Consider the following 26,680-nt stretch of genomic DNA (forward strand, 5'->3'; position numbering starts at 1 on the left):
GCTGATATGGGCGTGGTTCACAAATCGTCTGCTTTCATCTGAAAGATGGTCTTGTGCGGCACATAGGCGGCCATTTTGTCCAGCAAGCCGTCCAGCGTGTCATCAACGATCATGATTCCCGCATGTTGCGGCCGGATAAAGCCGACATCGATCATATTCTGGTTGAACGCGATAAGCTGATCATAAAAACCCGCAATGTTCAAAACGCCGACGGGTTTTTGATGATAGCCAAGCTGTGACCAGCTGATCGCTTCCCACAATTCGTCCATCGTCCCGACACCGCCGGGAATGGTGATGAAGCCGTCGGACAGCTCGGTAAAGCGCGCCTTGCGTTCGTGCATACCCGAAACGACATGCAGTTCGGTGCAGCCCTTGTGCGCGACTTCAGCGCCGACCAGTGCTTCGGGGATGATGCCAATCACTTCGCCGCCTGCCGCAAGCGCGCTGTCGGCCACCGCCCCCATCAGCCCCAACCGGCCGCCGCCATAGACAACGCCAATGCCGCGTTCCGCCAGCATCTTTCCGACGCTGCGTGCAGCTTCGATATAAATGGGGTTATCGGGCGTTGCCGAACCGCAATAGACCGCGAGCCGTTTCACTTATGTGCATCCTCCAGCATTAATGCAGCCGTTGCCTTTGCGCTGCCGACAACGCCGGGAATGCCAGCGCCGGGGTGCGTACCTGCGCCAACGAAATACAGATTATGTATCGCATCATCGCGGTTGTGCGCACGCATATAGGCCGACTGCCACAAAACGGGTTCAAGGCTGAACGCGCTGCCCAAATGCGCCGAAAGGTCGCGGCCGAAATCGGCCGGTGTGTAATGGAACTGCGTCATGATCCGGCTGCGGATGTCGGGGATCAGGCGGCGTTCAAGCTCATCCAAAATCCGTTCCTTCAACGCTTCACCCACATCGCCATCCCAATCGAGCGGTGCTTTGCCCATATGCGCAACAGGCGCGAGGACATAAAATGTCGAGCAACCTTCGGGCGCAAGGCTTGGGTCCGTGACGGTTGGATGGTGCAGATATAGCGAGAAATCCTGCGGCAGGACGCCGTTTTTGTAAATGTCGTCCAGCAGGCCTTTGTAGCGTGGGCCAAACAGGATCATATGGTGCGGAATGCCCGGCCATGTGCCCTTAATGCCAAGGTGCAGAACAAAAAGCGATGGTGACCAGCTTTTGCACCGCAGCGATTTGGTTGCGCGTTCGCCGCGTTTGTTGCTGGTCAACAAATCCTTGTAGGTGTGCATCAGGTCGCCATTGGACGCCGCCATGTCGCAGTCCATACGCCAGCCTGATTTGGTACGCACGCCAATGACCTTGTCACCGCGTGTTTCGATTTCTTCGACGGGATCACCCAGGCGGATCGTTCCGCCGAGCCGCTCAAAATGCGTTACCATTGCGGCGACAAGCCGGTTGGTGCCGCCCTTGGCAAACCAGACCCCACCCTCTTTTTCGATGGTGTGGATGAGCGCGTAGATCGCGCTGGTGCTCATCGGGTTTCCGCCCACGAGCAATGTGTGGAATGACAAAGCTTCGCGCAGCTTTTCGTCTTTCACATAAGACGAAACGATCGAATAAACCGAGCGCCATGCCTGATATTTCATCAAAGCTGGCGCCGCCTTGATCATCGATGCGAAGTCGAGGAACGCGACGGAACCGAGTTTTTGGTAGCCCTCTTTGAACACACCCTTCGAATATTCGAGGAACTTGCGATAGCCCTCAACATCGTCGGGGTTCAGCTTTTCGATTTCGGCTTTCAGGCCGGGTGCGTCATTTGAATAATCGAAGTTCGTGCCATCGGGCCAGTTCAACCGGTAGAACGGGAACACGGGCATCAATTCCACGTCGTCCGACATTTTATGGCCGGACAGCGACCATAATTCTTCCAGACATGGCGGGTCGGTGATGACCGTTGGCCCACCGTCAAAGGTAAAGCCGTCCTTTTCCCAATAATAGCCGCGGCCGCCGGGCTTATCGCGCGCTTCGATAATCGTCGTGGAGATGCCTGCAGATTGAAGCCGCATTGCAAGCGCAAGGCCGCCAAATCCGGCACCAATAATCGCTGCTGTCTTCGTCATTTCTTCTTGCTCCGGATTGCGGTGATGGCTTTCCCTATGGGAATGGGCGGCTTGCCAATCAGGATGCGCGCCTTATCACTATTGCTGCTATTCCCAGCATAAAAGCGTTCAATCAATCCGGGTTTTAGCCTGTAGAAACGTTCTAATATTTTATATCGGTCGCGGCCTTCGGCGCCGCGGAACAGCATCCGGTTGAGTATCCGGAAAAATCTGCCCTTGTTCCAATGGTCCTGCGCACGCTGGCGCAGAACAAGATTGAGCTTGTCGCCGTCAAGATCGGGCTGCTCTGCAATGAAAATGGCGTTGCGCACGGCGTCGGGCAGTGAATAGCTGGTCACCGGCTGAAAAAATGCACCGCGCGCGCCGGCCTTTGCCGTGCGGCCACTGCCGCTTGCCCAATAGCTTTCCAGATCGCCGCCCATCACGACGGGCAGGACGCCATTTTCTTCGCGCAGGACGCGCTCGACTTTCCAGCCTTGTTCATCCGCATAAGCCGCAATCCGTTGACGCAGGATGCGGGGGTCCAAATCGGGCTTGTCGCTGTAATAGGTGTCTTCGATAAACAGCTTGTCCATCCCAAAGGGCAGGACATAGACAAAGCGATAGCCATCATGCTGGTCCACCGTGGCGTCCATGACGATGGGTTTTGTAAGATTGTGGGGCTCCGACAATTGCATCAGCTGGCCGGTAAATTTCTGCCAGCCGCAATCGAGATGGTTCAGGTCGCCCGCGCCCCGCGCGTCAATCACGCCGCCGGCGTTAATACGCTGCGCGCCGTCGAGAACCACAAGCCTAGGCGAGACCGCCTTTACTTCACGGCCAAGCATCAAGGATGATGCCGGCAGGTTCTTGCGCAGCACCCAGTCGAGCCGTTCGGACTCAATCGTGTAATAAATATTGTCGAGCGTGCGGCTGTGTGCGGGGAATTTGACGTCATAACCCGACCAGCCATAGGTCACCAATGGCGCAGTCAGCCAACGATGCTCGGGCAATATGTCGCTCGCAAAAAAGCTCCAAATATGGTTGCCGCCAAAGCTGTCGCCTTGTTCAATCAGGACGATTTTCAATTCGGGCCGCATTTTTGCAAGGGCGAGCGCGATGAGCCCGCCTGCAAGACCGCCGCCGACAATAGCCAAATCGCATTTGATATTTTCGCGTATCACCATCCGGCCCTAGCGCAGCCATTTTACAAGGGGAAGGCTTCTGCCAAGGTAATGCACAGCTTTATGTGCAGCGACTGGGCCGCGCACCGACGTCGGCATCATTTTCCTATATGCTAAGGGTATCAAAAACGCGTACGTACGTCGTCAAATGGGAGAAATTATCATGCGGAAGAAATGGCTTTTGGCTGTCCTTGGCGGGCTGGTCGTTGCGGGCGGTGCGGCATATCTAAAACGTGACGCACTGGCGATGGCGCTGATCGCGCTGGCTGCCGACAGTGCGATGTCGCGCAATGTCATGGCGGAATTGCCCGCAAATGCCCTGCATGTCGGATTTTGCGGCACGGGTTCGCCCCTGCCAAACCGTGACCGCGCTGCCGCGTGTACCGTTGTGATCGCCGGTGGCCGGTTGTTCATATTCGACATGGGTGAAGGCTCGGGCAAAACCCTATCCCTCATGGGGATGCCGCTCGATAAGATTGAAGGCGTGTGGCTGACGCATTTACACAGCGACCATTTCGAAGGCCTTGGCCCCTTCACGCTGCAGCGTTGGGCAGGGACGAGCGCGAAAACACCGCTGCCTGTGTCTGGCCCTGAAGGCGTCACCGAAATCACCGATGGGCTGAATGCGGCGTACCGGATTGATTCAACCTACCGCATTGCCCACCATGGCACCGCCGTCGTGCCGCCATCGGGTTTTGGCATGACGGGCAAGGCGATCCAGCCGGGCGTGGTCTATGATGCCAATGACGTGCGCATTACCGCGTTTGCGGTAGACCATGATCCGATCAAGCCCGCCTTTGGCTATCGCGTCGATTATAAGGGCCGCAGCGTCACGATATCGGGTGACACTGCGTTCACGCCTGCGCTTGCCAAAGCAGCCAAGGGTTCGGATTTGTACGTCAGCGAACTGCTGTCCCCGCGCATGGTCGATATCCTCGCCAGCAGCGCGCAAAAGGCGGGCATGATAAACCGGGCCAAAATCTTCGATGATATCCAGAATTACCATATCAGCCCCGAACAAGCCGCCGATGTGGCAAAGGCGTCCGGCGCGGGCATGTTGGCATTCACGCATATCGTCCCGTCGGTGCCGAAGCCTTTCGAATTCGCGCTGATTGGTGATGCCGCCAGCCGGTATAAGGGGCCAATTAAGGTCATGCATGATGGCGACTTAATCAGCATTTCCGGTCCCGGCGATTTCGAAACGCGCAATTTGCTAAACCGATAGCATAAGGGCTAAAGGCGGCAGATGAGCTCATGGCTAATCTTGCTTTTATCAACACTGGCGATGACGGCGATTGTTGGCGTTCGCTATCTGGTCGTCAGCGGTGCTTTTGCATGGGCGACGAAATTGCGCGAGCCGGGCCTTTATCGGGGCCTTGACCAACAAATCCGCCGCGAAATCGGCTGGAGCCTCGCCAGTGCCGCGATTTATGGCATTCCTGCAGGTGTCGTCGCTTGGGGATGGGATAATCTCGGCTGGACGTTGATTTACCGCGATGCCGGCGATTACCCTTTTTGGTATCTGCCGCTGTCGGTGTTCCTATATCTGTTTGCGCACGACACATGGTTCTATTGGACACACCGGCTGATGCACCGCCCGTTTTGGTTCAAGGCCGCGCACGCTGTCCATCATGAAAGCCGCCCGCCGACCGCATGGGCGGCCATGTCCTTCCATCCGTGGGAGGCATTGTCGGGCGCGTTCGTTATACCGTTTTTGGTATTCGTCATTCCCATTCATGTTGCGTCTTTGGGCGTCGTGCTATCGGTGATGACAATCATGGGCGTTACCAACCATATGGGCTGGGAATGTTTCCCGAAATTCATCGTCAACGGCACATTAGGGCAGTGGCTGATAACAGCGACGCATCATCAAAAACATCACGACGCATATCGGGGGAATTATGGGCTATATTTCAGGTTTTGGGATAAAATGTGCGGCACTGACCTTGGTCTCGGCCATTGGGATCGCAACCTTAAGCGGCGCAGTTGAAGCCGCGCCCGCAACCGCGACGATTGATATAAACATCTCCGGCTTGCGCAGTATGAAGGGCAATGTGCTTGTCTGCGTGACCGCCAATCCGCGCTTCTTCCCCGATTGCGGCAAGGATCCAAAAGGTTTGAAGACCAGTATATCCGCGCGCGATGCCGCAAATGTATCTTTTACGGGTATCGCAAAGGGCACATATGCGGTCGCGTTGGTGCATGATGAAAATGCCAACAACAAAATGGATATGGCCATTTTCTTGCCCAAAGAAGGCTTTGGCTTTTCCCGCAATCCGGTGATTGTCGCGGGCCCGCCCAAGTTTAAGGCCGCAGCGTTTGAGGTTGATACCGCCGCCGTCACCCAGCGGGTAAAGATGAAATATATGCTGTAACGGCCCGGTCGTGCGCTGCGGCGGAACTTTCTGACATGCCTTAACGAGTTGGAAATCATGTGCGGGTCATAATGGGCTTCTCTGCAAATAGGGCACCCAATATGATTCCGTCGCACGACCAGTTTACCTCCAGTTCCCCGCAACCTGCGTCCGCAACCGCCGCCGATGCGCCGCGCGCACGCACGCGTGAGGCGCGCTTGAGCTGGATTGGATCGAAGCTGGCGCAACTGATCGACGTTGAAGCCGCCCAGCTTGATGCCCTGCACCACCGTATCTGGATGCGGATATTGCAAAGCGGCCTTGAACCCGCCGCACCGCGCAATGAAACCGATCAGCTGGCGATCCACATCCTTGCGGTCGCAACATTGGCCGACGATGTCGCGTCGAAAGACGGGCCACAGGCCGCAATGGCCGCCGTCATGCAAGCGAGCGGCAAAACCCTTGAACCGGGGCTTGCGGAAAAATTCCTACACCTTGCAAATTCGCCCATATTCTGGAGGGCGCTGCAATCGGATGTTGCTGCGGCTTAGCGCGCTAAATTGCAGTTGCCCGGCATCACTTCTTAAACGGGTCGCTGAATTTTGCGTCGGTGGTCAGGCTGCCGTCGTTTAGTGTGAGCAGGAATGCCACTAAAGCGGCCTTTTCATTCGCCGTGAGGTTCAACCGCAACGGTGCTCCGCCTGGTGTTTTTAGCCTATTGTCCAATGCCGGACCATTTTGGATACCGCTGTTGTAATGCTCTATCACTTGCTCAAGTGTCGAAAATCTTCCGTCGTGCATGAACGCTCTCGATAGTCCAACATTCTTCAGCGACGGTGATTTGAATATGACCGTTTCGTTTGCGTCCAACCCATTGCTGAGCGAATTGGCGGCCAATCCAAATGTTGGCGGTTGATGACACGCCGCACAACCGGCCCCGCCTTGACCCGGGCCAGTCATAAACAATTGATGCCCCAATTCCTCTGATGCCGAAAATCCGGGCAACGGCGCATTGAGGTTCCGGTTCTGTGCGGTGGCACTAAACACCTGCGCATATGCTGTGTCCCAACGGCTGGCGGAGGAAATCATCGATCGGGCGAACTGGGCCAATGCCTGCTGAATTCTCGCCTCGGTGATCGCGGCATTGCCGAAGGCGAGCGTGAACAGGTCCGGATAATAGGTTGATGCCGCCAACTTGGTGAGCAAGGCGTTTATCCCGCCATGCGCGCTGTCAAAGCCCATTTCGATGGGGTGGGTAATGGGCTGGGTGACTTGCAATTCCAACGAGGCCGCCCGTTTGTCCCAGAACATGGTGCCAGGGCGATAATATTTGATGTTGCCCAGCCGCATGGCGTGGGCGCTGGTAAAAGCTGTGCCCGAAAAGCCGGTGCTAAATCGTCTAGGGTCATCAAATCCATTGGCCTGTTGATGGCAGGACGCACATGCCGTCGTATCGTTTACGCTCAATCTTTTGTCGTAAAACAGCACCCGGCCAAGCGTTGCCACCCAGTCGCTCACCGGATTGTTGTTCGGTGTGTTGTCCAATGGCGCGACGGTGGCATCGTAATAAGCGGGTAAGACGGGGTTTGCGTAATTGTCGAGCCTGCTGACATCGATGGTTGTGAAGTCAACTATCCCAGATACCGGCGGCGGGGGCGGCGGAGTAGTGGGCGTTACCGCGACCGTGACAGGAGGCGTTGCCCCACTGGTGGTCGTATCCCCGCCACAGCCAGTCAGCACTAGGCTGATCGGAAAAACGATCCCCAAAGCGGTTGGAATAATCTTTCGCATATCTCAACCCTTTGTATATTTTAAAGAACGTAGAACACCGAGCCGTATCAGCGTCAATGCTTGTTTGTATTTGATTTTATGAACAATGTTTGAACAATAATGACGTTGGCGGATTACCCGCACCATTTTGTCGTGCATCATTGCCGTCGCGATATTCATCCTGCTGGACTGATACGCTTCGCGCGCCTATTACGTCCTCATCCCCGGGGAGTCGTGTGACTGAGAGGGATGGGTAACGCCATCCGACCCGCTGAACCTGATCCGGCTGATACCGGTGTAGGGAGGGTCCGCTGTTCATGGCGTCTCCTCCCCCAAATGGAGTGAGAGACATGGCAGACATCCCCGCACGCACCGAAATTGGCGTCACCACTGGCCCGATCCGTGGATCGAAGAAAATCTATGTCGGTGACCGCAAAGTGGCCATGCGCGAAATCTATCTTGAGCCATCATCGGGCGAACCGCCGGTGCGCGTCTATGACAGCAGCGGGCCATATACCGACAGCGACGCCCGCATCGACATCAGCATGGGCCTGCCCGAAATCCGCAGCAGCTGGATCCGTGCGCGCGGCGATGTGGAGGACGTGCTGCAACGCGAAGTCCGCCCCGAAGACAATGGTCAGCTTGGCCCCGACCGCAGCGGCGGCGTCGCGCCATTCCCCAATGTCCGCAAACATGTGCTGCGCGCAAAGCCCGGCATGAATGTAAGCCAGATGCATTATGCCCGCCGCGGCATCATCACGCCCGAAATGGAATATGTTGCCGAGCGTGAGAATCTGGGCCGTGCGCGCCTGGCCGAATATATCCGCGACGGCGAAAGCTTTGGCGCAAGCATCCCCGATTACGTCACCCCCGAATTTGTCCGCGAAGAAATCGCCCGTGGCCGCGCGATCATTCCCAACAATATCAACCACCCCGAATCCGAACCGATGGCGATTGGCCGCAATTTCCTGGTTAAGATCAACGCCAATATCGGCAACAGCGCGGTCGCGTCTGACGTCGCGACGGAAGTCGACAAGATGGTCTGGTCCATCCGCTGGGGCGCGGACACCGTTATGGACCTGTCGACCGGCCGCAACATTCACGACACCCGCGAATGGATCATCCGCAATTCGCCCGTTCCCATCGGCACCGTGCCGATTTATCAGGCGCTGGAAAAGGTCGGCGGCGTTGCCGAAGACCTGACATGGGAAATCTTCCGCGATACCCTCATCGAGCAAGCCGAACAGGGCGTCGATTATTTCACCATCCACGCGGGCGTGCGGCTTCCCTACGTTCCACTCGCGGCAAAGCGCATGACCGGTATCGTGTCACGCGGCGGTTCCATCATGGCGAAATGGTGCCTCGCGCATCACAAGGAAAGCTTCCTCTACGAACATTTCGACGACATTACCGAAATTATGAAGGCCTATGACATTGCCTATTCGTTGGGCGATGGCCTGCGCCCCGGATCGATTGCCGACGCCAATGACGAAGCGCAATTTGCCGAGCTCTATACGCTGGGCGAGCTGACCCATCGCGCGTGGAAATCGGACGTGCAGGTAATGATCGAAGGCCCCGGCCATGTGCCGATGCACAAGATTAAAGAGAATATGACCAAGCAGTTGGAGGTGTGCGGCGAAGCGCCGTTCTACACACTTGGACCGCTCACCACCGACATCGCGCCGGGTTATGACCATATCACCAGCGGCATTGGCGCGGCGATGATCGGTTGGTACGGCACGGCGATGCTCTGCTACGTCACGCCAAAGGAGCATTTGGGCCTGCCCGACCGTGACGATGTGAAGGTTGGCGTTGTGACCTATAAGCTTGCGGCACATGCCGCTGACCTTGCAAAGGGCCACCCCGCCGCGCAAGTCCGCGACGATGCGCTCAGCAAGGCACGCTTCGAATTCCGCTGGCGCGACCAATTCAACCTCAGCCTCGATCCCGACACGGCGGAGCAATATCACGACCAAACGCTGCCCGCCGAAGGCGCAAAATCAGCGCATTTCTGTTCCATGTGCGGACCAAAATTCTGCTCAATGAAGATCAGCCAAGAAGTGCGGGAGTTTGCGCGGTTGCAGAACCAGCCCGCCGAAGCGTTCATCGCGACGGAAGAGGCAGAGGCCGGCATGGCGCAAATGAGCAAGGTCTATGACGAAACCGGCCGCGAGCTTTATATGGGCGCTGGCGATCGGGAGCATGATTAAGGTTTAATCGGCGCGGCTAACCGCCAATCGCTTCCTCGATCCACACACGTGCATCGGGGAAGCTGCGCTCTACCTCTGGCAAGTCGTTGACGCACAGAAACTTGATCGCGTCACGCTCCGCCCCGCGCAGATAGCCACTGACATCGTCGGCGGTCCATTGGCCATGCGCGCCGACGGCAATATGCAGATAATCGCGCGTGTCCAATATCGCGGCGCTGCCATCGGCAAGGCAGGCATGGTTATGCAGGCTTTGCGGCAGGAACTGCGCGGTGTCGCGAAAGCGATAGCTGGCGTTGTGCGCAAATTCGGCCGCGTAGGTCACACATAAATCCGCCATCACCGAACGCTGCATCGGGTGCACGACATGCGCGCTTTCGAACACATGGTCGGCGCTATAGCCAATCATCTGCGCGGCGTTAATCTGGTTAAAATGGTTCAGCAGGCTGGCCTCATCCCGGCTCGCGCCACAGGCCGCCAGATCGCTATGGTCGGTCCATTTGCCGCGCAGCACGGGGCCATCGCCGGCAAAGAAATCCGACGGCGTAACCGGCGCGGTCAGGAAGACGTCATCATTGAAATATAAGAAATGTTCGGCCAGCCCGGGGATGCGCCACAACATGGTTTCAATCGACAGCGAATTGAACGTCGGCAACGCATCATGGGCCCCGTCAAAGATGTCGCGATGGTCAACGATGCTGATCTTCGCCGCAAATTCGGTCGGCAGTTGCGTGATTTGCGGAATTTGATTGTCGGTGACGATCCATATCCGCCGCACCCACGGCGCATTGTTGGCGATGGAACGCACGCAGTAATTTAGCTCGTCACTGCAGACCCAGCGATGGGGGTTGGTGCCATTATCGTGGAGCGGCGCACGCGCAAAAGCATCCGCCTCCGCCTTGGCCTCTGCCAAATAGAAATCCCGTTGTGCCTTATGCGCGGGGTCCGCCCCGTCGACCCACGTAATGACTGCATCGACCTCTATCATTCACCCACACGTCACGCCCAAGTTTGTGCCGCTTTAGGTTTATGCAGCGGTTTTGGGAAATGTAAAATCTTTGGGGGATGGGGAGGGGCGTGATGACGGTCACGGTCATGTGCGTTTGGCCGTTGTAGCAACGGATTGTGACATTCTATGTCCAAGTGAACAGTATCGATAAAATTAACGAATAATTACCGTAATTTATTAAACATTTTTTCATTAAAAATAATGATGTTCAAAATGATAAAATAAGGAGAGCGCAATTGTCTATTATTCGTCGTTCTCTTGGAATTTTTATTGCGCCGATCATGCTTCCTGATGCTGCCGACGCCATGTGTGCGGAGACCGGCGCCCGAAGCGAGGACAACCCGGCCGCGCGCTATATGGGCGCTGGTGATCGGGCAGCATGATTAAAAGGCCGCCAAAAGTTGGAATGAAGGTAAAATTTCCATTTTTGAACACCAATTTATTACATGAAATCGATTTTGTATTGGGGGATTAGATTTGGGAAAAGTGCCGCATCAAGTATTCACGCCAAAGTCATTTGAAGTAAATAACTCAATGTATGTGCGTAGGGCTGAGCTGGAAACTCGCCTTATTGACGCGTTTCCCTCAAACAAGTTCATTGTAATCCATGGTGAGAGTGGGAACGGAAAGACTTGGCTGTTTAAAAAAGTTTTTGCTGACGCAGACGTCTTTTACGAGGTAGTTAACTTGGGAAATGCGTCGGGTGCGGATAGCCTCGACAAAGCATTCTTAGTGAAACTTGGAGAATGGGGTTCAAAACAGAAAATTTCTGAGGGCACTGCTTCCAGTGCAGGCGCCAGGCCGATGGGAGTGGGTGTTGATCACCGTCTCGATACTTCAACTTCATACGCGGCAAAAAGCCCGTTTCATCATCTTGTTGAAGAAGTAAGACGTAGAGCCGGAAACGATCACAGGTGCGCGATTATTTTCGATAATTTTGAGGCAATAGTCGATAATTCTAAATTAATTCAAGAACTGGCTGGCATCATACTGAATGCCGATGATGAGTCATTTGCAAAGTACGATGTGCAGCTAGTGATAGTCGGCACGCCCACAAACCTAAAACAAACTATCGTACAGCTGTCCAAATCGGCACCCGTCGCAAATAGACTCGTTGAAATTCCAGAGGTTGCAAGAATGTCGTCCGACGAAGCTGCGCAGTTAATGGAACAGGGCTTTGTGAATGAGCTAGGATTGGTTTTTGATCATGATGTAGATAAAGAATCAGTATTCAATGAAATTGCTTGGAATACAGACCGGATTGCCCAGCACATTCAAGAGCTTTGTCTTTTGATTGCCCAGGAAGCCAATCGGAACGATAGTAAAATCTCCAAATCTGTATTTGATAAAGCGACCGAGACGTGGGTGAATGATACGCTGTCAGCTGATATTGCTACGATACATGGCTCTATGAATGCGCGAGACACACGGATAGGGCGAAAGAATCAAGCACTCTATGCGCTTGGCCAGTGTAAACTCGAGGACTTTAAGTATACTGACATTGAAGCCATTTTAAGAAAGCACTTCGATGTTGGAGGCGCCACATTGAATATTGCGCAAATCTTATCTGGATTTGCGGACGAAACAAATCCAATAATTACACGTAATCCGCAAGCTGATGCTTGGAGATTTGTTTCTCCCAAGTATAGGATGGCTATTAGGGCGCTGTTAAAAAAGGAATCGGACGGTCGAATATCATTGCAGATGTAGTTCAGGCAGAATTTCAATTGCGGTGACACGTACGATATACGCTAATTATTGACTGCGCCTCGCCGGGGACCGTTTCAAGCCTTCCGCAAAGCCCAACGTAATTTGAACCTGCCACCCTAATTTTAGCTGCGCATTTAATTCACACAGCCATAAACGTCGGCAGATCCAGAGTAGTCCGTGTTAAACATTTGGAAACAGGATAATATTAAGTTTTTTTTGATCTATCGGAGATGTCTCATGCGAGTTTCAGTCGTTTTTAAATTGGCGAGCTGTCTTGTTGCGTTATTTGCTCCGTCGGTCATAAATGCTGCAAAGATTGAGACCAAAGAGTATGATGGCATAAATTTTGTTATTATATCTGGAGAGATTTCTCTCGACGACGACAAAAGGTTCAATCGTATAGCGGCCGTTTTTGATGACGCTGTGGTGCTGCTCGACAGTAATGGCGGAGCCACCATTTCTGCGTTGAAAATCGGCGAGTCTATTAGACTAAAAGGCTATTCTACCTATGTAAGCGATTCCAACACTTGCGTTTCCGCGTGTGCTTTGATCTGGCTCGCCGGCTCGCCGCGTATGTTAGATGAAGGTGCAAGCGTTGGGTTTCACGCAACCTATACAGATACTGATGGTAGGAAGTTAGAGTCAGGCTATGGGAATGCTTTGGTAGGGCGCTATCTTACACTGCTCAACTTGCCAGAGAAAACCGTTCTCTTTGCGACATCGGCATCTCCTGAAAATTTGAACTCGCTAACAGCCCGCAACTATTCGGGCCTCGGTATCGATGTCAAAGTTATAAAGGCGACGCCAGAATCTGACCCCGTTATAGAATCAGTTCCCCCGCCCGTTGTTAGAACGGTTTCGACGCCTCCTCCCGCTAAGCTTGCGAGTCCACAAGTGTCACTTTGGAAAAATGTGGGCCTATGGACCATTCGCGTGGACCACACTTTGAACGAGGGTTGCTTTGCATTATCGGACTATGGAAAATATGGTTTCCGCGTCGGATTCGAACAGGCGGACACTTTAGTGAGTTATGCGTTGCTCGCGGGAACTGAGTGGAAATCGCTCAAGGAGAATGAGAAATATCAGCTTTCTCTAACATTCGACGGAGAAACACCTTGGACTGGTAATGCTACAGGGATCAAACTAGGCAACATAGTTGGACTGAGGATGAATATATCGGACGACAAATTCTGGCAGGAATTCGTTAAATCTCAGTCTTTGCGTGTTGATTATGACGGTTCCTTTCTTGTGAATTTGAGAATTAAAGGAAGTAAGAACGCATTCGACGAGATTATTAAATGTCAAAAGAGTCAGATTATTTCCCGGCGCAAAACAGACCCATTTGATAAGTAATACAGAGAGCTGTCGCAAAATTCCGGAATTACCGTGACACTCACCATATACCCCAAATATTGACCGCGCCGCGCCGGGGGCACGCAATGGCTTGCCCCCGTTTTGCTCCCCAAAAAAACAACTTTCCTACATGGTCCGCTTTATGTTTCTGTTGCGGACATGACAGATGCATCGCCGCCCGATCCAAACCCCGCCCCAAACGCCGCCCCAAACCCTGACGCTGGTTCCGATGCGGATTTTGACGATCTGTTGGCCTTTGCCCCTGTGCCGATGCAGCGCCGCCGTGCCGATGGGTGGAGCGCGGATCGGCAGCGGCGTTTTATCACCGCTTTGTCGGTCATGGGGGCGGTTGGCCCGGCGGCGCGGGCGGTGGGCATGGGGCGGGCTTCGGCCTATCGCTTGCGCGAACGGGCAGGGGCGGCTGGCTTTGCCGAGGCGTGGGACATTGCGATTGCCTGTGGCGCGGACCTGCAATTTCACACCGCGCTGGATCAGGCGATTAACGGCGTCACCACGGTGCGCGTGATGCGCGGCGGGACGGTTGAGGTTGTGAATGCGCCCGACCGCAAGGTTTTGAACGCGGCGTTATTGTCCAAGACCCGCCTGTCTGCGGCGCTTTCGGCGCAGGCGCAGGCGGTTAAAGCGACAAGGGAGACATAAAAAATGCGTGGCGTGGTGGCTTTTGTCGCTTTTGGCGTGCGCCATATTGCGATGGCTTTATATACCAAGGCCATGGATTTTCGGCATCATGGCCATCAACCCCATAAGGATTTACATATCATGCGGCGCATTTCCTCGCTTCTCATCCTCGCTGCCGCTGCGGTCACCCCCGCCGCCGCCTTTGCCCAGCCTGCGCCAGTGGATATCGCCGCCGCGCGCGCCGCATTGACGGGGACATGGTCGGGGAAGTTGGAATATCTGGATTACACCGCCAACAAATGGTTCGGCATTCCGGTCAGCACGCAGATTGAGGATCAGGGCGACGGCGCGACCATCATCCGAAAGTCCGACTTTGACGATGGGCCAAAGGTCGGGAATGTGCGGATTACCACGATCGAGCTGTTCGATCCGGCGGCAGCTACGGTGACCGCGGGGACATTTCGCAAGGGCCGCAGCGTCGATATATTTACCTATGCGGTGCGATTTGACGGCACGCCCGCCGATGCAACGCATTGGACGATGGTTGAAGAGGCGCTGGGGAAGGATGATGACCGCCCCGCAATGCTGCGCCTGACGACCACGCGCGATGGCGACAGCATCGAAACGATAAAGCAGATTGATTTTCAGGATGATGACAAGGCCGAATGGATCACGCGCAACCGGACGCGGCTTTCGCGGATTGGTGGTTGAGGAATGGCTGGCATAACCCCCGATCCGCGTTATGTTGCGCGCGACCTAATCATCACCCACAGAGGTTGAACCATCATGACGAAGCCCAAAAATCCCAGCTGGTTTGACATTTCTATGGATGCCTTCGCGCTTGCGGCGGAATCCAACATGGTGATTGCGGCGCGCTTGGGCAGTCTGGCGCTTGGCGGGCCAAATGCGGTGCGCGAGGCGGAGCGGATGGTGAGCGAAAAGGTCGCGGCCAACATGACGCTTGGCGCGGACCTGATGACCGGCAAGCACGGGCTTACCCCCGAAAGCATGGTCAGCGGCAGTATTGACCATTATGCCAAGCATGTGGCCGCGAACCGCAAACGGCTTTTGGGCTAAAGCGGGCGGCTGAACACCGGCGAAAATGGCGGGAAAGCAGGGGAAAAGCGGGATTCGACCTTGTTATTTGCTAATAGCGTAAATTAGGCGTATAACCCCAACACGCTATCGTCGACCGCGACGGAATTTGAGGCGCGTATCTGATGAAATAAGCGGAGCGTGCAACGTTTTTCCCAACACGACTTGGCTACCCACTTGGCGCTGTTGCCCGGTGGTCACCTGTTTCGTGAAAGGAACATATTATGCCTACTGGCACCGTAAAATTCTTCAATGCCGATAAAGGCTATGGCTTTATTGCACCCGATGGTGGTGGCGATGACAGCTTCGTGCACATCTCGGCTGTTCAAGCTGCTGGCATGCACTCGCTCGACAAAGAGCAGCGCGTAAATTTCGAAGTCGAAATTGGCCGCAACGGTAAAGCTTCGGCTGTAAATCTTTCAGCTGCTGATTAATCAGCGCTAAGGTTTGAAAAAAGGGCTGCCGAAAGGCGGCCCTTTTTTTGTGCGCGGCGATTGGCGGCCAATTCAGCACCGCTTGGATCATCAGCGTTTCCGGACAAACTCCGCCCGCAGCACGAGGCCCTTGATGCCGTCAAACCGGCAGTCGATCTCTTGTGAGTCACCAGTCAAGCGGATGGATTTGATAAGCGTTCCGCGCTTCAATGTCTGGCCCGCACCCTTTACGGTCAGGTCCTTGATCAACGTGACCTGGTCGCCGTCGGCCAGAATATTGCCAACCGCGTCACGGACCTCAACTGCGCCGTCCTGTTCGGATTTGGCATTGGCTTCCGCCGCGCTGATCCATTCGCCAGATGCCTCGTCGTAGACATATTCGTCGCCAGTTCCGTCCGTCATCATTCAATCCCCGTTTTGATATTGTCACGCCATAGCGCCAATTACGCGCGCGCGAAAGCCAGTTGCAATTTGCAACGATGTCAGTAAGATTTTTCGCGATAGAGTGGAGAGTCATATGGCGCAGGCTGAAACGGTTGTAGATGTATTGATTGTAGGCGCTGGTTTATCCGGCATTGGTGCGGCGGCGCATCTGACCATGCAATGCCCCAATAAAAGCTATGCCATTGTCGAACAGCGCGCTGACATGGGCGGCACGTGGGATCTCTTCCGTTACCCCGGCATCCGGTCGGACTCGGACATGCATACCTTGGGATACCGCTTCAAACCGTGGCTGCATGAAAAAACAATCGCTGACGGCCCATCTATTCACGAATATGTGCACGAAACGGCTGATGAATATGGCATCGCGCCGCATATCCATTTTGGGCACAAGGTGGTCTCGGCAAATTGGTCGAGCCCCGATGCGCGCTGGCATGTAACCGCCAAGGCTGTGGACGGTGGCGAGGAACGGCGCTTTGCCGCGCGCTTCCTGTTCATGTGCGCCGGTTATTATGACTATGATCAGGGCTATAAGCCCGATTTCCCGGGCGAAGCTGACTTTGGTGGTCAGATCGTCCACCCGCAGCATTGGCCCGAGGGGCTGGACTATAGCGGTAAGAAGGTAACGGTTATCGGTTCGGGCGCCACCGCGGTGACCATTGTGCCGGTGATGGCGCAGCAAGGCGCGCAGGTGACGATGCTACAGCGTTCGCCGACCTATATGGTCTCGCGTCCTGCGATTGACCCCTTCTCCAAATTTGTTCGCAAAATCATGCCGGAAAAGCTGGCTTATGCGCTGACGCGCTGGCGCAACATTAACATGCAGCGGTTCACTTATTGGTATGCCCGCCGCAATCCAGCGAAGCTCGGCGAAAAGCTGGTCAACATGGCACGCGAAGCGCTGCCGGCCTCAGTGGATGTCGATACGCATTTCGTGCCGAAATATGGCCCATGGGAACAGCGCCTGTGTCTGATTCCCGATAGCGACATGTTCACCGCTATCAGCGAGGGCAAGGCGGAGGTCGTGACGGACCATATCGACCATTTCACCAAGACGGGTATTCAGCTGAAGTCCGGCAAGCATATTGAATCCGATATCGTGATCACTGCGACCGGTCTGAACCTTGTCACTATGGGCAAGACAGCCATCAGCGTGGACGGTGAAGCCGTCAATTTTGGCGAGCATTTCAATTATAAGGGCGTGATGTTCAACGACATTCCGAACTTCGCCAGCGTCTTTGGCTACATCAACGCATCATGGACGCTAAAGACCGATATCGTTGCCGATTATGTCTGCCGCTTGTTGTGGAAAATGGATGACAAAAACGCGCTGGTTGCAACCCCGCATCTTGATGATCCGGATATGCCCAAGTTGCCATTTGTGACGGACTTTAGCTCAGGTTATTTTGCACGCAGTTTTGACAAGCTGCCCAAGAACGGGGACCGCCATCCATGGCGCGTGCTGCAAGATTACGCCGCTGAAAAGAAAATCCTGACCCAAGATCCTGTGGACGACGGTGTCATGGTCTTTTCGGCACCGCATTTCGCAGCCTCCCATAACGAGAATGCGGAAACGCTGATCGCAGCCGAGTAACACCCGAAGGTGGGGCCTATATCAGCCCTCCCTATTGCGAACCGTCGCGGCAACGCGGCGGGTTTCAATGGTGGCCTCTGGCGCGATGATATGTGTGCGGTTGCGAACCACCCAAATAAGTAACGCGAGCCCGGCCAGTGCAGCAAAGGCAACCGCCATCAGCGCGTAGCTGGTGTAGCGTTTCATATCTTGCGTGTGCCCGACAATTTCGGGCGCTTTGTCGGTGGTCGTGACATCCCAATATTCGATCATTGGCTTGTTGCGGTACCGGACCACGCGCACTTCCGACGTAACCCATATTTTGCCATGCTGAGCAGCGAACGTCAGATAGGCCCCGGACCCTTGATGCTGTTGAATGGCCGGAGCCAGTCGTGGCGCATTCTTCAAAAGTTGCGACATTTCGGCAAACTGCACGCGGCTATCGTCAATGAAGCCCGGGGCGACATATTTTTCGGCCGCCTTTTGGTCTCCGCGCCGCACAGCCTCATAAGAAGGCTTAACAACTGCGGTGATTTCCTCGGGCACCGGCGGACGTGCGTTGGTTGAGCGGTTACATGCCGATAAGCCGAATGCTGCGATCGACATAATGAACAAAAGAAAAATACGTGACATTTCTGAATTATCTCCCGTTCCCCGCCTATTGCCGCTATCGCAGCCATTATGCGTTATGACGATCTGATCCAACCTGACAACGGCCAACCGGCCACACCAATCCACATAGTCGATAAAAATGGCTTTGTGTCATGGCTTGCTGCGCAACCTGACCCTGTCCGCACGGCTGTAAAAGCACAGAAGTTTGAAGGTAGCGTAAACGACAGTGCGATACTTCCCGGCGATAAGCCCGGGGAATGGGCTGTCGTCGCCGGTGTGGCTGATGCTTCCGCGCTTGGCGTTTGGAACCTGGCCAAGCTATCGGACATTCTGCCCGAGGGGAGCTATCGCTTGTTGGATGCCGACGCTGGTGACGCGATGCTTGGGTGGATGCTTGGTCAGTATCGCTACCATGAATATCTCAGCGAGCCGAAAGTAACCGGCGCGCGCGTACTGCTCGTGCGTGAACCCGGCAAGATCCATAATATCGTGCTTCAGGCGCGCGCCACGGCGCTGGTGCGCGATCTGGTCAACCGTCCGGCGGGTGACCTTGGTCCCGATGCGCTTGAGGCTGAGGCTAAGCGCATCGCCAAGGCGCATAAGGCAGATGTGACAGTGACAGCAGGCGAAGCGTTGGAAGCGGGCTTCCCGCTCATCCATGCTGTCGGCAAAGCAGCGGCGCGCGAACATGCCCCGCGGCTGATTGAGGTGGAATGGGGCGACCCACGCCACCCACGCATCGCGATTGTGGGCAAAGGCATAACGTTCGACAGCGGTGGTCTTGATATCAAACCGGCGAGCGGCATGCGCCTGATGAAAAAGGATATGGGCGGCGCTGCCCATGCGCTTGCGCTGGCCGAGCTTATCATGGCTGCGCATTTGCCGGTACGCTTGCATATGCTCGTCGCTGCTGCTGAAAACAGCATATCGGGCAATGCTATGCGGCCCGGCGATATCATTAAAAGCCGCAAGGGCATTACGGTTGAAATCGACAACACCGATGCGGAAGGGCGCCTTGTGCTTGCCGACGCGTTGACCAAAGCGGTTGAGGATACGCCCGAACTTATCGTCGATTTCGCGACGCTGACCGGCGCAGCGCGCGTTGCCTTGGGTCCTGATTTGCCGGCAATGTTCAGCAATGATGATGCCGCAGCCGACGCGTTAATCGCAGCGTCAAAGGCGCAGGCTGACCCGCTGTGGCGGATGCCATTATGGGCACCTTATATGGAGCTTTTGGATAGCGATATCGCGGACATGACAAACAGCGGCGGGGCTTTTGCCGGCGCAGTAACGGCGGCGCTCTTTATGCAGAAATTCGTTCCTGATGATGTGCCTTGGGTGCATCTGGACACCTTTGCATGGCGACCAACGAATAAGCCTGGCAGGCCAAAGGGCGGCGAAGCCCTTGGATTACGCGCCGTCTTCGGCTATCTGGCGGACAAATATCCGGCACGTTAGGGTGCCGAACATGTTACATTTTTGGGGGCGTAAGTAGTTGGCAGACGGACACATGGGGGCGGGGAAGCGGCCCATCTATACATTGAGTGGTCACAGCCTTGTCGGAGACAAGCGCACAACGCCCATTCGCGGGGATCTTGCCGACATCAGTCTGGCCGGAAAACTGTTCGCGCCGCATTACGCCGTGCCGATGCTGCGCACGGGCATTGCGCCCGTGACCGAAATTCATGCTGAGGCGCACGCCACATCGATGCCCGTCAGCGCGTTAATGCATGGTGAGGAGTTCGCCGTGCTTGATGTCGCAGGCGAATGGGCGTGGGGATATTGCCTGCACGACAATTATCTGGGTTATGTCCGTTTTGCCGAGCTTGGCGATGATTTTGACGCCACGCATATCGTCAGCGCGCCTGCGACATTGCTGGTTTCTGCACCATCGACAAAGGCGCAGGTGCTGGCGCGCTACCCCATGGGTGCGCAGTTGCTTTGCGGCAGCCCAAGCGAATGCGGCAACTATCTGGCCTGCGAAAACGGTTTTGTGCCATTGGCCCATTTGTCCGAAATCGGACGCGTTGCTGCATCACCCGCAGATTTGGCAGAACAGCTGATCGGCACGCCCTACAGCTGGGGTGGACGCAGCGGCGACGCCATTGATTGCTCGGGCCTTGTGCAGTTGGTGTTCGGAATGAAGGGGCATATGCCCCCACGCGATGCCGATATGCAGCAGGCAGAATTTGGCGAAGAACTGGCCGACGGCGATGCGTTGCAGCGCGGCGATCTGGTGTTCTTCCCCGGCCATGTTGGTATCATGGCCGATGCCGAAAACATCATCCACGCCAATGGCACCGCGATGGCGGTCAGCGTTGAACCACTGGCAGATGCTGCAGCACGCTTTGCCGAGCATGATGCGGCGATTGTTGCGCGTAAGCGGGTAAGATGACCATTACTTTGGTCTTGGCCCGAACCGTAGCCCTGAGCAGCAGTTGCGCAGCAACTGCGTCTGTCGAAGGGTGCTTCAAGGTTTGCGCTGCCGCCGATACCCACCCTTCGACGGGCGCGGTCGCTGCGCGCCCGCTGCTCAGGGCTACGGTCTTATTTGAGCGGGTGATGTGAGATGACAAAGAGTATCTTCATCGACGGCGCATCAGGCACCACCGGCCTTGAAATCGCGGACCGGCTCGCTGGCCGCGCGGAATTTACGCTCATCACGCTTGATGATGACAAACGCAAAGACCCCGCTGCAAAACGTGAGGCATTGAACGACGCCGACTTTGTCATTCTGTGCTTGCCCGACGATGCCGCAAAAGAGGCGGTGGCAATGACGACGTCGAGCCACACGCGGATCATCGACGCATCGACTGCGCATCGTGTGAACCCAAACTGGGCCTATGGCTTCCCCGAATATCGCACTGGCCAGCATGAACGCATTGCCAATGCGCGCCTTGTTAGCAACCCCGGTTGCTACCCCACCGGCTTTTTGGGGCTGGTCGCACCCTTGGTCGCTGCCGGATTGATCCCCGCAGACTGGCCCTACAGCGTCAACGCGGTGTCGGGCTATTCGGGCGGCGGCAAAGCATTGATTGAACGGTTCGAAGGCGGCGACGGCGCAGACATCGGCTTTCGCACCTATGGCCTTGATCTGAACCACAAGCATGTCGCCGAAATGCAGCAACATGCAGGGCTCGGCTTAGCCCCGATATTCTCACCCGCCGTAGTGCGCGCGTTCCGTGGCATGGTGGTCGAAATACCGCTGCCCATCTCGGTTATGCCCGGCAGCGATGACCCTGACGAAATGCGCGCGGCCTTGTCGCTACATTATGCCAAATCGCCCGTCGTGAAAGTGCACGAAGATGCGCCGCCAGCCGAACTGCTGATCCGCGCCGACCAAGCACCTTCCGACAGGCTTGACCTCTACGTCCTCGGCTCACCTGACGGCGCCCAAGTCCGGTTGCTGGCGATGCTCGACAATCTCGGCAAAGGCGCAAGCGGGGCGGCTGTTCAGAACCTAAACATCATGGCCGGATTGGACGAGACGATTGGGTTGCGGTTGTAAGCGCGACAATTGGATAGAAAACGGCGTCACCCTGAACTTGTTTCAGGGTCTTAATTCGACAACGTGCAAAAAGTAAGATGCTGAAACGCGTTCAGCATGACGTGCTAGCGACCTCAATAAGGCGGCTGATGCCATCCCTTGGGGCTGCTCGTAAATATTTCGCAGCCGTCTTCGGTGATGCCGATGCTGTGTTCGAACTGTGCGCTCAATGAACGGTCGCGCGTGACGGCCGTCCAGCCATCGTCGAGGACTTTGCCGGCGGCCTTGCCGATGTTGATCATTGGTTCGATGGTGAAGATCATGCCGGGACGGAGCTCTGGCCCAGTGCCGGGGCGGCCGACATGGACGATTTCAGGGGCATCGTGGAATAATTGGCCAAGGCCATGGCCGCAGAAATCGCGCACGACGCCATAGCGGTGCTTTTCGGCGTGGGTCTGGATCGCGTGGCCAATGTCGCCGACGCGGTTGCCGGGCTTGGCGGCTTCAATGCCGAGCATCAGGCATTCATAGGTCACGTCGACCAAGCGTTTTGCCTTTACCGGCACGTCGCCGACGAGGAACATGCGGCTGGTGTCGCCATGCCAGCCATTTAATTGCGGCGTGACGTCGATGTTGACGATGTCGCCGTCCTTTAGCTTCTTGTCCGACGGAATGCCGTGGCAAATGACATGGTTGATCGAAATGCAGCAGCTGTGCGTGTAACCGCGATAGCCCAAGGTTGCGGGCACGGCGCCGCCGCGTATCGTCATCTCGCGGACGATATCGTCCAGTTCTTCGGTGCTGACCCCCGGCACGACATGCGGCACCAATGCATCAAGGATTTCGGCGGCCAAGCGGCCAGCCTTGCGCATGCCTTCAAAGCCTTCGGCCCCGTGCAATTTGATGACCCCATCGCGGGCCTGCATCGCCTCTTCGGGCGTAACGCGTACATATTGTTCCATGCGGGCGATATAAGGCAATAATCCGCACTTTGCGAGGGGGTGAATTATGCTATCGCGTGCTTATGACAGATTCCCGCATATATACCGCAGCGCTTGTAATCATCGGCGACGAGATCCTCTCTGGCCGAACACAGGACAAAAACGTTAGCCAGATTGCGCTTTGGCTCAATATTCAAGGCATTCGCTTACGCGAAGTGCGCGTGGTGGCCGATGACATGGATGCCATTATAGAGGCGGTGAACCTCTTGCGGGCACGCAATGACTATCTGTTCACCACCGGCGGCATTGGCCCAACGCATGATGACATCACGGTTGACGCGATCGCAGCTGCGCTCGGCGTCGATGTTGTTATTCATCCAGAGGCAAGTGCCGTCCTGCATGCATATTATGAAACACGTGGCGGCATTAACCCGGGCCGCCTGCGCATGGCGCGTGTGCCCGATGGCGCTGACCTTATTCCCAACAAGATGTCGGGCGCGCCCGGCATTCGCCACGGCAACATCTTCATCATGGCTGGCGTGCCGCATATCACTGCCGGAATGTTGGATGCCCTGACGGGTACATTGGAGGGTGGCGCGCCCTTGTTGTCACAACAAATCGGTTGCTGGGTGGCCGAAAGCGAAGTTGCCAAATTGTTGGGTGATACCGAAAAGCAGCATGAAGGTTGTCAGATCGGCAGCTACCCATTTTTCCGCGAAGGCAAGGTCGGGGCGAACTTCGTTGTCCGGACAACCGATGCAGGCCAGCTCGCCAAATGCATCGAAGCGCTAAAGTTTGGCTTGCACGGCTTAGGCTATGATACCGTCGATGGTGGAATTTAAGCGCAGGTTCGTCAGCTCGTTCATGTGCAGTCAAGCCTTCGTTCCGTTATGGGGATTGTAATGCGCAAATTCACTCAATCGCTCGCTTTGGCAGCTCTGCTGCTCTCCACCGCCGCATACGCACAAAATGTTGCGCCTGCCGCAACGGTCGCGGCAAAGGCGGCGCCAGTTCCATGGCTGTACGAAGGCAGCGACGTACCTGTTGACGACACTTGGACCTTTGGCGTTTTGCCCAATGGGCTGCGTTATGCGGTGAAGAAAAATGATGTGCCTGCGGGGCAGGTGTCCATTCGTGTGCGAATAGATGCCGGCGCGCTGCATGAAAATAATGACGAGCAAGGCTTTGCCCATCTGATCGAACATTTGTCCTTCCGTGGATCGACCTTTGTGCCCGACGGTGAGGCCAAGCGTATTTGGCAAAGGTTTGGCGTCACCTTTGGCAGCGACAGCAACGCGCAGACGACCCCGACGCAAACGGTCTACAAGCTCGACCTGCCCAATGCGACGCCCGAAAAGCTGGACGAGTCGGTCAAAATCATTTCGGGCATGATCCGCAATCCGCGTATCTCGCCCAGTGCCTTATATGCCGAACGCGCCATTGTCCTTGCGGAGCTGCGCGAAAATAGCGGCGCGCAAATGGTCTATAGCGATGCGTTGCGTCAGCACGCATTTCAGGGGCAGCGGCTGGCAAACCGGTCGACGATCGGCACGCCTGAAACATTGCAGGCGTCCGACGCCTTGCGTCTGAGCGCATTTCATGACCGCTGGTATCGGCCCGAAAACGCAGTCGTCGTGATGGCCGGCGATATGGAACCCGCGCAACTGGCCAATCTGGTGCAGAAATATTTCAACGACTGGAAAGGGAAGGGCGCCCGCGCGCCAGAGCCTGCCTTTGGCGACCCAACACCCCAAGGTACGCCGACACGCGTACTGATTGAACCAACATTGCCCACCACCGTCAGCATTGCTTACTTGCGCCCCTGGCGGAAAGTTAACGATACGATTGCGTATAATGAGCAGTTGTTGATTGACGCCCTTGCGCTTCAGATCATCAATCGCAGGCTTGAGGTGCAGGCGCGCAGTGGCGGCAATTATCTGTTCGCTGAAATCGCGCAGGAAGATATTTCGCGCACCGCGGACGCGACTTTGGTGTCCGTCACCCCCGTTGGCGACAAATGGGAAGCGGCAACGCGGGACGTCCGCGCCGTTATCGCCGATGCCATTGCCACGCCACCATCGGTTGCGGATATCGAGCGTGAGAAAACGCTTTTCGGAAATGCGTTGCGCACAATGCTCGACAGCTATCCGTTTGAAGCCGCCGCGAAGCAAGCGGACGATATCGTCAATGCCGTGGATATTCGGGAAACGGTGGCCGCGCCCAAAACGGTCGTTCAGGTCTATGAGGGCATGAAGGACAAGTTTACGCCGCAGCGGCTGCTGGCGTCGACCCAAAAGCTGTTCATAGCGGACGCGACACGGTTAATGTTGTCGTCACCCGCGCCGATAGCGGACGCAGACAATCGTGCGATTGCCGCATTGAACGCCGTCGTATCGGCAAATACGACTGCGCGTTTATCCGAAAACACTCTTGGCTTTGCGGCGTTGCCGAAGCTTGGCGCTCCCGGCAAGTTGGTGAGCGAGGAAACAATCTCGCGCTTGCAGATGACCCGGCTTGAACTGTCGAACGGCGTGCGGGCGTTGCTGTATCCGAACAAGGCCGAAAGCGGCCAGATTCGCGTGCTCGTCCGTTTTGGCCGCGGCTACCAAGCCGTTACCCCTGACAATGGCAGCTTGCTGTGGGCAGGGCCGATCGTCTTGCCGGAAAATGGCATTGGCAACCTCAAGCGCACGGAAATTGACCAGATGGTCAATGGGCGGCGCATTGAACTCAATTTCTCCATTGATGATGATGCATTCCAGTTTGGCGCAAATACGCGGCCTGATGACCTTGCGGATCAGTTGACGTTGATTGCCACAAAGATCGAGCATCCCGGTTGGGACCCGGCGCCGGTTGAACGGGCAAAGGCGCTCGCGACGTCGGGTTATGCGAGTTTCGAAATGTCGGCGACCTCCGTGTTGCAGCGCGATCTGGAATATCTGCTGCGCAACAATGATCCACGTTGGAAAGCTGCGGCACCGGCGGACGTTGCGAAAGTCGATGCCGCAAAGTTCGAAGCATATTGGACGCCACTGATGGCGCAGGGACCCGTTGAAGTTCTTCTCTTTGGGGACTTCGAAAAGGCCGCGGCGGTTGCGGCGTTGGAAAAAAGCTTTGGTGCTTTGTCGCCGCGCGCACCTATGCCCGTAGCGGCAGCGGCGCGCGATGTCCGTTTCCCAGCGCCGACCGCGACCCCCATAAGGCTGACGCATCGCGGCGCGCGTGATCAGGCGGCGGCGGTGATGGCATGGCCCACCGGCGGCGGAATTGCTGGCATCAGCGAAGGACGGCAGCTGGAAACATTAGCCGCGATTTTCCGTGACCGGTTGTTTGAGAAATTCCGTGCGGAGCAGGCAGCAAGCTACAGTCCCGACATGGCGGCCAATTGGCCCGTCGATTTCAACAGCGGTGGATATTTGATGGCCTATACCCAGGTCAAACCAACCGACGTTGACCGCTTTTTTGCATTCGCGGATTCGGTTGCAGCGGATTTAATCGCCCATCCCGTGAGCGCCGATGAACTGCAGCGAGCGGTTGAGCCGACAAAGCAAGCCATTGAGCGCGCCGCGTCAGGCAACACATTTTGGCTCAACCAGCTTAAGGGGTCGACATATGATCCTGAACGCTTCGCGGCACTGGGGACGCTGTACAGTGATTACAACAGCGTGACGCCCGAGATCTTGCAAGCACTCGCGAAACGCTATTTCGTCAAGGATAAGGCGTGGAAACTTGTCGTCGCGCCTCAATCGGCGAATGCAGACGCTGCAACCTCGCGCTGACGCTCCTTTTGTCCTGACAATCCGCTTAGG

Annotated in this window: 26 protein-coding genes and 1 riboswitch; of the genes, 18 read left to right on the forward strand and 8 right to left on the reverse strand. The window is 55.9% G+C overall.

The window, feature by feature from the left end; genetic code table 11:
- Positions 1–17 precede the first annotated feature (17 nt).
- Genes GGR91_RS02725 through crtY form a run of 3 tightly spaced genes read right to left on the reverse strand, consistent with a single transcriptional unit; the run spans position 18 to position 3,249 of the window.
- Positions 18–599 (reverse strand): TIGR00730 family Rossman fold protein, encoded by a 582-nt coding sequence (locus GGR91_RS02725; protein WP_183939820.1) that lies wholly within the window; start codon positions 597–599, stop codon positions 18–20.
- On the reverse strand, positions 596–2,083 hold the full coding sequence (locus GGR91_RS02730; RefSeq protein ID WP_183939822.1) for a phytoene desaturase: 1,488 nt from the start codon (positions 2,081–2,083) through the stop codon (positions 596–598). The genes GGR91_RS02725 and GGR91_RS02730 overlap by 4 nt, the downstream gene beginning before the upstream one ends.
- Positions 2,080–3,249 carry a lycopene beta-cyclase CrtY gene (gene crtY, locus GGR91_RS02735; RefSeq protein ID WP_221204202.1) on the reverse strand — a complete coding sequence of 390 codons (1,170 nt, stop codon included), beginning with the start codon at positions 3,247–3,249 and terminating at the stop codon, positions 2,080–2,082. Before crtY ends, GGR91_RS02730 begins: the two co-directional genes overlap by 4 nt.
- Positions 3,250–3,409: 160 nt before the next feature.
- Here crtY and GGR91_RS02740 point away from each other — a divergent pair, with 160 nt between their 5' ends.
- From GGR91_RS02740 to GGR91_RS02755, 4 genes are all read left to right on the forward strand, one after another.
- Positions 3,410–4,471 (forward strand): MBL fold metallo-hydrolase, encoded by a 1,062-nt coding sequence (locus GGR91_RS02740; protein ID WP_183939824.1) that lies wholly within the window; start codon positions 3,410–3,412, stop codon positions 4,469–4,471.
- A 21-nt stretch (positions 4,472–4,492) separates the two neighbouring features.
- A complete protein-coding gene (locus GGR91_RS02745) occupies positions 4,493–5,236 on the forward strand; it encodes a sterol desaturase family protein (protein ID WP_183939825.1) in 744 nt (247 codons plus the stop codon).
- The gene (locus GGR91_RS02750) at positions 5,193–5,621 is read left to right on the forward strand and encodes a DUF2141 domain-containing protein (RefSeq protein ID WP_246337024.1); all 429 of its coding nucleotides are present in this window, start codon (positions 5,193–5,195) and stop codon (positions 5,619–5,621) included. Before GGR91_RS02745 ends, GGR91_RS02750 begins: the two co-directional genes overlap by 44 nt.
- Positions 5,622–5,722: 101 nt before the next feature.
- Complete coding sequence (locus GGR91_RS02755) at positions 5,723–6,151, forward strand: hypothetical protein (protein ID WP_183939829.1); 429 nt, start codon at positions 5,723–5,725, stop codon at positions 6,149–6,151.
- Positions 6,152–6,176: 25 nt separating this feature from the next.
- Here the strand turns inward: GGR91_RS02755 and GGR91_RS02760 are convergent, their stop codons facing one another.
- Complete coding sequence (locus GGR91_RS02760; protein WP_183939831.1) at positions 6,177–7,391, reverse strand: cytochrome-c peroxidase; 1,215 nt, start codon at positions 7,389–7,391, stop codon at positions 6,177–6,179.
- Between the two features lie 194 nt (positions 7,392–7,585).
- Positions 7,586–7,691, forward strand: a riboswitch (TPP riboswitch).
- Between the two features lie 29 nt (positions 7,692–7,720).
- Between GGR91_RS02760 and thiC the strand changes: the two genes are divergently transcribed.
- Complete coding sequence (thiC, locus tag GGR91_RS02765; RefSeq protein WP_183939833.1) at positions 7,721–9,580, forward strand: phosphomethylpyrimidine synthase ThiC; 1,860 nt, start codon at positions 7,721–7,723, stop codon at positions 9,578–9,580.
- 16 nt (positions 9,581–9,596) lie between these two features.
- Here thiC and GGR91_RS02770 read toward each other — a convergent pair whose 3' ends face one another.
- Positions 9,597–10,565: a Stealth CR1 domain-containing protein gene (locus GGR91_RS02770; protein ID WP_221204203.1), complete on the reverse strand. Its 969-nt coding sequence runs from the start codon at positions 10,563–10,565 to the stop codon at positions 9,597–9,599.
- A 257-nt stretch (positions 10,566–10,822) separates the two neighbouring features.
- Between GGR91_RS02770 and GGR91_RS02775 the strand changes: the two genes are divergently transcribed.
- The 7 genes from GGR91_RS02775 to GGR91_RS02805 all read left to right on the forward strand — a co-directional run bounded on the left by GGR91_RS02775 (position 10,823) and on the right by GGR91_RS02805 (position 15,817).
- On the forward strand, positions 10,823–10,969 hold the full coding sequence (locus tag GGR91_RS02775; protein ID WP_183939835.1) for a hypothetical protein: 147 nt from the start codon (positions 10,823–10,825) through the stop codon (positions 10,967–10,969).
- Between the two features lie 103 nt (positions 10,970–11,072).
- Complete coding sequence (locus GGR91_RS02780; RefSeq protein ID WP_322788783.1) at positions 11,073–12,296, forward strand: ATP-binding protein; 1,224 nt, start codon at positions 11,073–11,075, stop codon at positions 12,294–12,296.
- Between the two features lie 237 nt (positions 12,297–12,533).
- Positions 12,534–13,649, forward strand: coding sequence for a COG3904 family protein (locus GGR91_RS02785; RefSeq protein ID WP_183939839.1), 1,116 nt, complete (start codon positions 12,534–12,536; stop codon positions 13,647–13,649).
- 159 nt (positions 13,650–13,808) lie between these two features.
- A complete protein-coding gene (locus GGR91_RS02790) occupies positions 13,809–14,309 on the forward strand; it encodes a hypothetical protein (protein ID WP_183939841.1) in 501 nt (166 codons plus the stop codon).
- A gap of 3 nt (positions 14,310–14,312) precedes the next feature.
- The gene (locus tag GGR91_RS02795; RefSeq protein WP_183939843.1) at positions 14,313–14,999 is read left to right on the forward strand and encodes a hypothetical protein; all 687 of its coding nucleotides are present in this window, start codon (positions 14,313–14,315) and stop codon (positions 14,997–14,999) included.
- Between the two features lie 75 nt (positions 15,000–15,074).
- The gene (locus GGR91_RS02800; RefSeq protein WP_183939845.1) at positions 15,075–15,365 is read left to right on the forward strand and encodes a hypothetical protein; all 291 of its coding nucleotides are present in this window, start codon (positions 15,075–15,077) and stop codon (positions 15,363–15,365) included.
- 242 nt (positions 15,366–15,607) lie between these two features.
- Positions 15,608–15,817 (forward strand): cold-shock protein, encoded by a 210-nt coding sequence (locus GGR91_RS02805; protein WP_183939847.1) that lies wholly within the window; start codon positions 15,608–15,610, stop codon positions 15,815–15,817.
- 90 nt (positions 15,818–15,907) lie between these two features.
- Here the strand turns inward: GGR91_RS02805 and GGR91_RS02810 are convergent, their stop codons facing one another.
- A complete protein-coding gene (locus GGR91_RS02810) occupies positions 15,908–16,219 on the reverse strand; it encodes an alkylphosphonate utilization protein (protein ID WP_183941523.1) in 312 nt (103 codons plus the stop codon).
- A 115-nt stretch (positions 16,220–16,334) separates the two neighbouring features.
- Here GGR91_RS02810 and GGR91_RS02815 point away from each other — a divergent pair, with 115 nt between their 5' ends.
- On the forward strand, positions 16,335–17,852 hold the full coding sequence (locus GGR91_RS02815; protein ID WP_183939849.1) for a flavin-containing monooxygenase: 1,518 nt from the start codon (positions 16,335–16,337) through the stop codon (positions 17,850–17,852).
- A gap of 21 nt (positions 17,853–17,873) precedes the next feature.
- On the opposite strand, the gene GGR91_RS02820 is transcribed toward GGR91_RS02815, so the two are convergent.
- Positions 17,874–18,464 (reverse strand): hypothetical protein, encoded by a 591-nt coding sequence (locus GGR91_RS02820; RefSeq protein WP_183939851.1) that lies wholly within the window; start codon positions 18,462–18,464, stop codon positions 17,874–17,876.
- Between the two features lie 45 nt (positions 18,465–18,509).
- On the opposite strand from GGR91_RS02820, the gene GGR91_RS02825 reads away from it, so the two are divergent.
- The 3 genes from GGR91_RS02825 (at position 18,510) to argC (ending at position 21,951) form a co-directional block, all read left to right on the forward strand.
- Positions 18,510–19,901, forward strand: a complete 1,392-nt coding sequence (locus GGR91_RS02825; protein WP_183941524.1) for a leucyl aminopeptidase family protein — start codon at positions 18,510–18,512, stop codon at positions 19,899–19,901.
- A 52-nt stretch (positions 19,902–19,953) separates the two neighbouring features.
- Positions 19,954–20,838, forward strand: a complete 885-nt coding sequence (locus GGR91_RS02830) for a C40 family peptidase (protein ID WP_183939853.1) — start codon at positions 19,954–19,956, stop codon at positions 20,836–20,838.
- 174 nt (positions 20,839–21,012) lie between these two features.
- The gene (gene argC / locus GGR91_RS02835; protein WP_183939855.1) at positions 21,013–21,951 is read left to right on the forward strand and encodes an N-acetyl-gamma-glutamyl-phosphate reductase; all 939 of its coding nucleotides are present in this window, start codon (positions 21,013–21,015) and stop codon (positions 21,949–21,951) included.
- A gap of 113 nt (positions 21,952–22,064) precedes the next feature.
- Here the strand turns inward: argC and map are convergent, their stop codons facing one another.
- Positions 22,065–22,892, reverse strand: coding sequence for a type I methionyl aminopeptidase (gene map, locus GGR91_RS02840; protein WP_183939857.1), 828 nt, complete (start codon positions 22,890–22,892; stop codon positions 22,065–22,067).
- A gap of 62 nt (positions 22,893–22,954) precedes the next feature.
- On the opposite strand from map, the gene GGR91_RS02845 reads away from it, so the two are divergent.
- Positions 22,955–23,713 (forward strand): competence/damage-inducible protein A, encoded by a 759-nt coding sequence (locus tag GGR91_RS02845; RefSeq protein WP_183939859.1) that lies wholly within the window; start codon positions 22,955–22,957, stop codon positions 23,711–23,713.
- 60 nt (positions 23,714–23,773) lie between these two features.
- The gene (locus GGR91_RS02850) at positions 23,774–26,650 is read left to right on the forward strand and encodes a M16 family metallopeptidase (RefSeq protein ID WP_183939862.1); all 2,877 of its coding nucleotides are present in this window, start codon (positions 23,774–23,776) and stop codon (positions 26,648–26,650) included.
- Positions 26,651–26,680 lie beyond the last annotated feature (30 nt).

It is taken from the genome of Sphingorhabdus rigui (assembly GCF_014196595.1).
GTDB lineage: Bacteria > Pseudomonadota > Alphaproteobacteria > Sphingomonadales > Sphingomonadaceae > Sphingorhabdus_B > Sphingorhabdus_B rigui.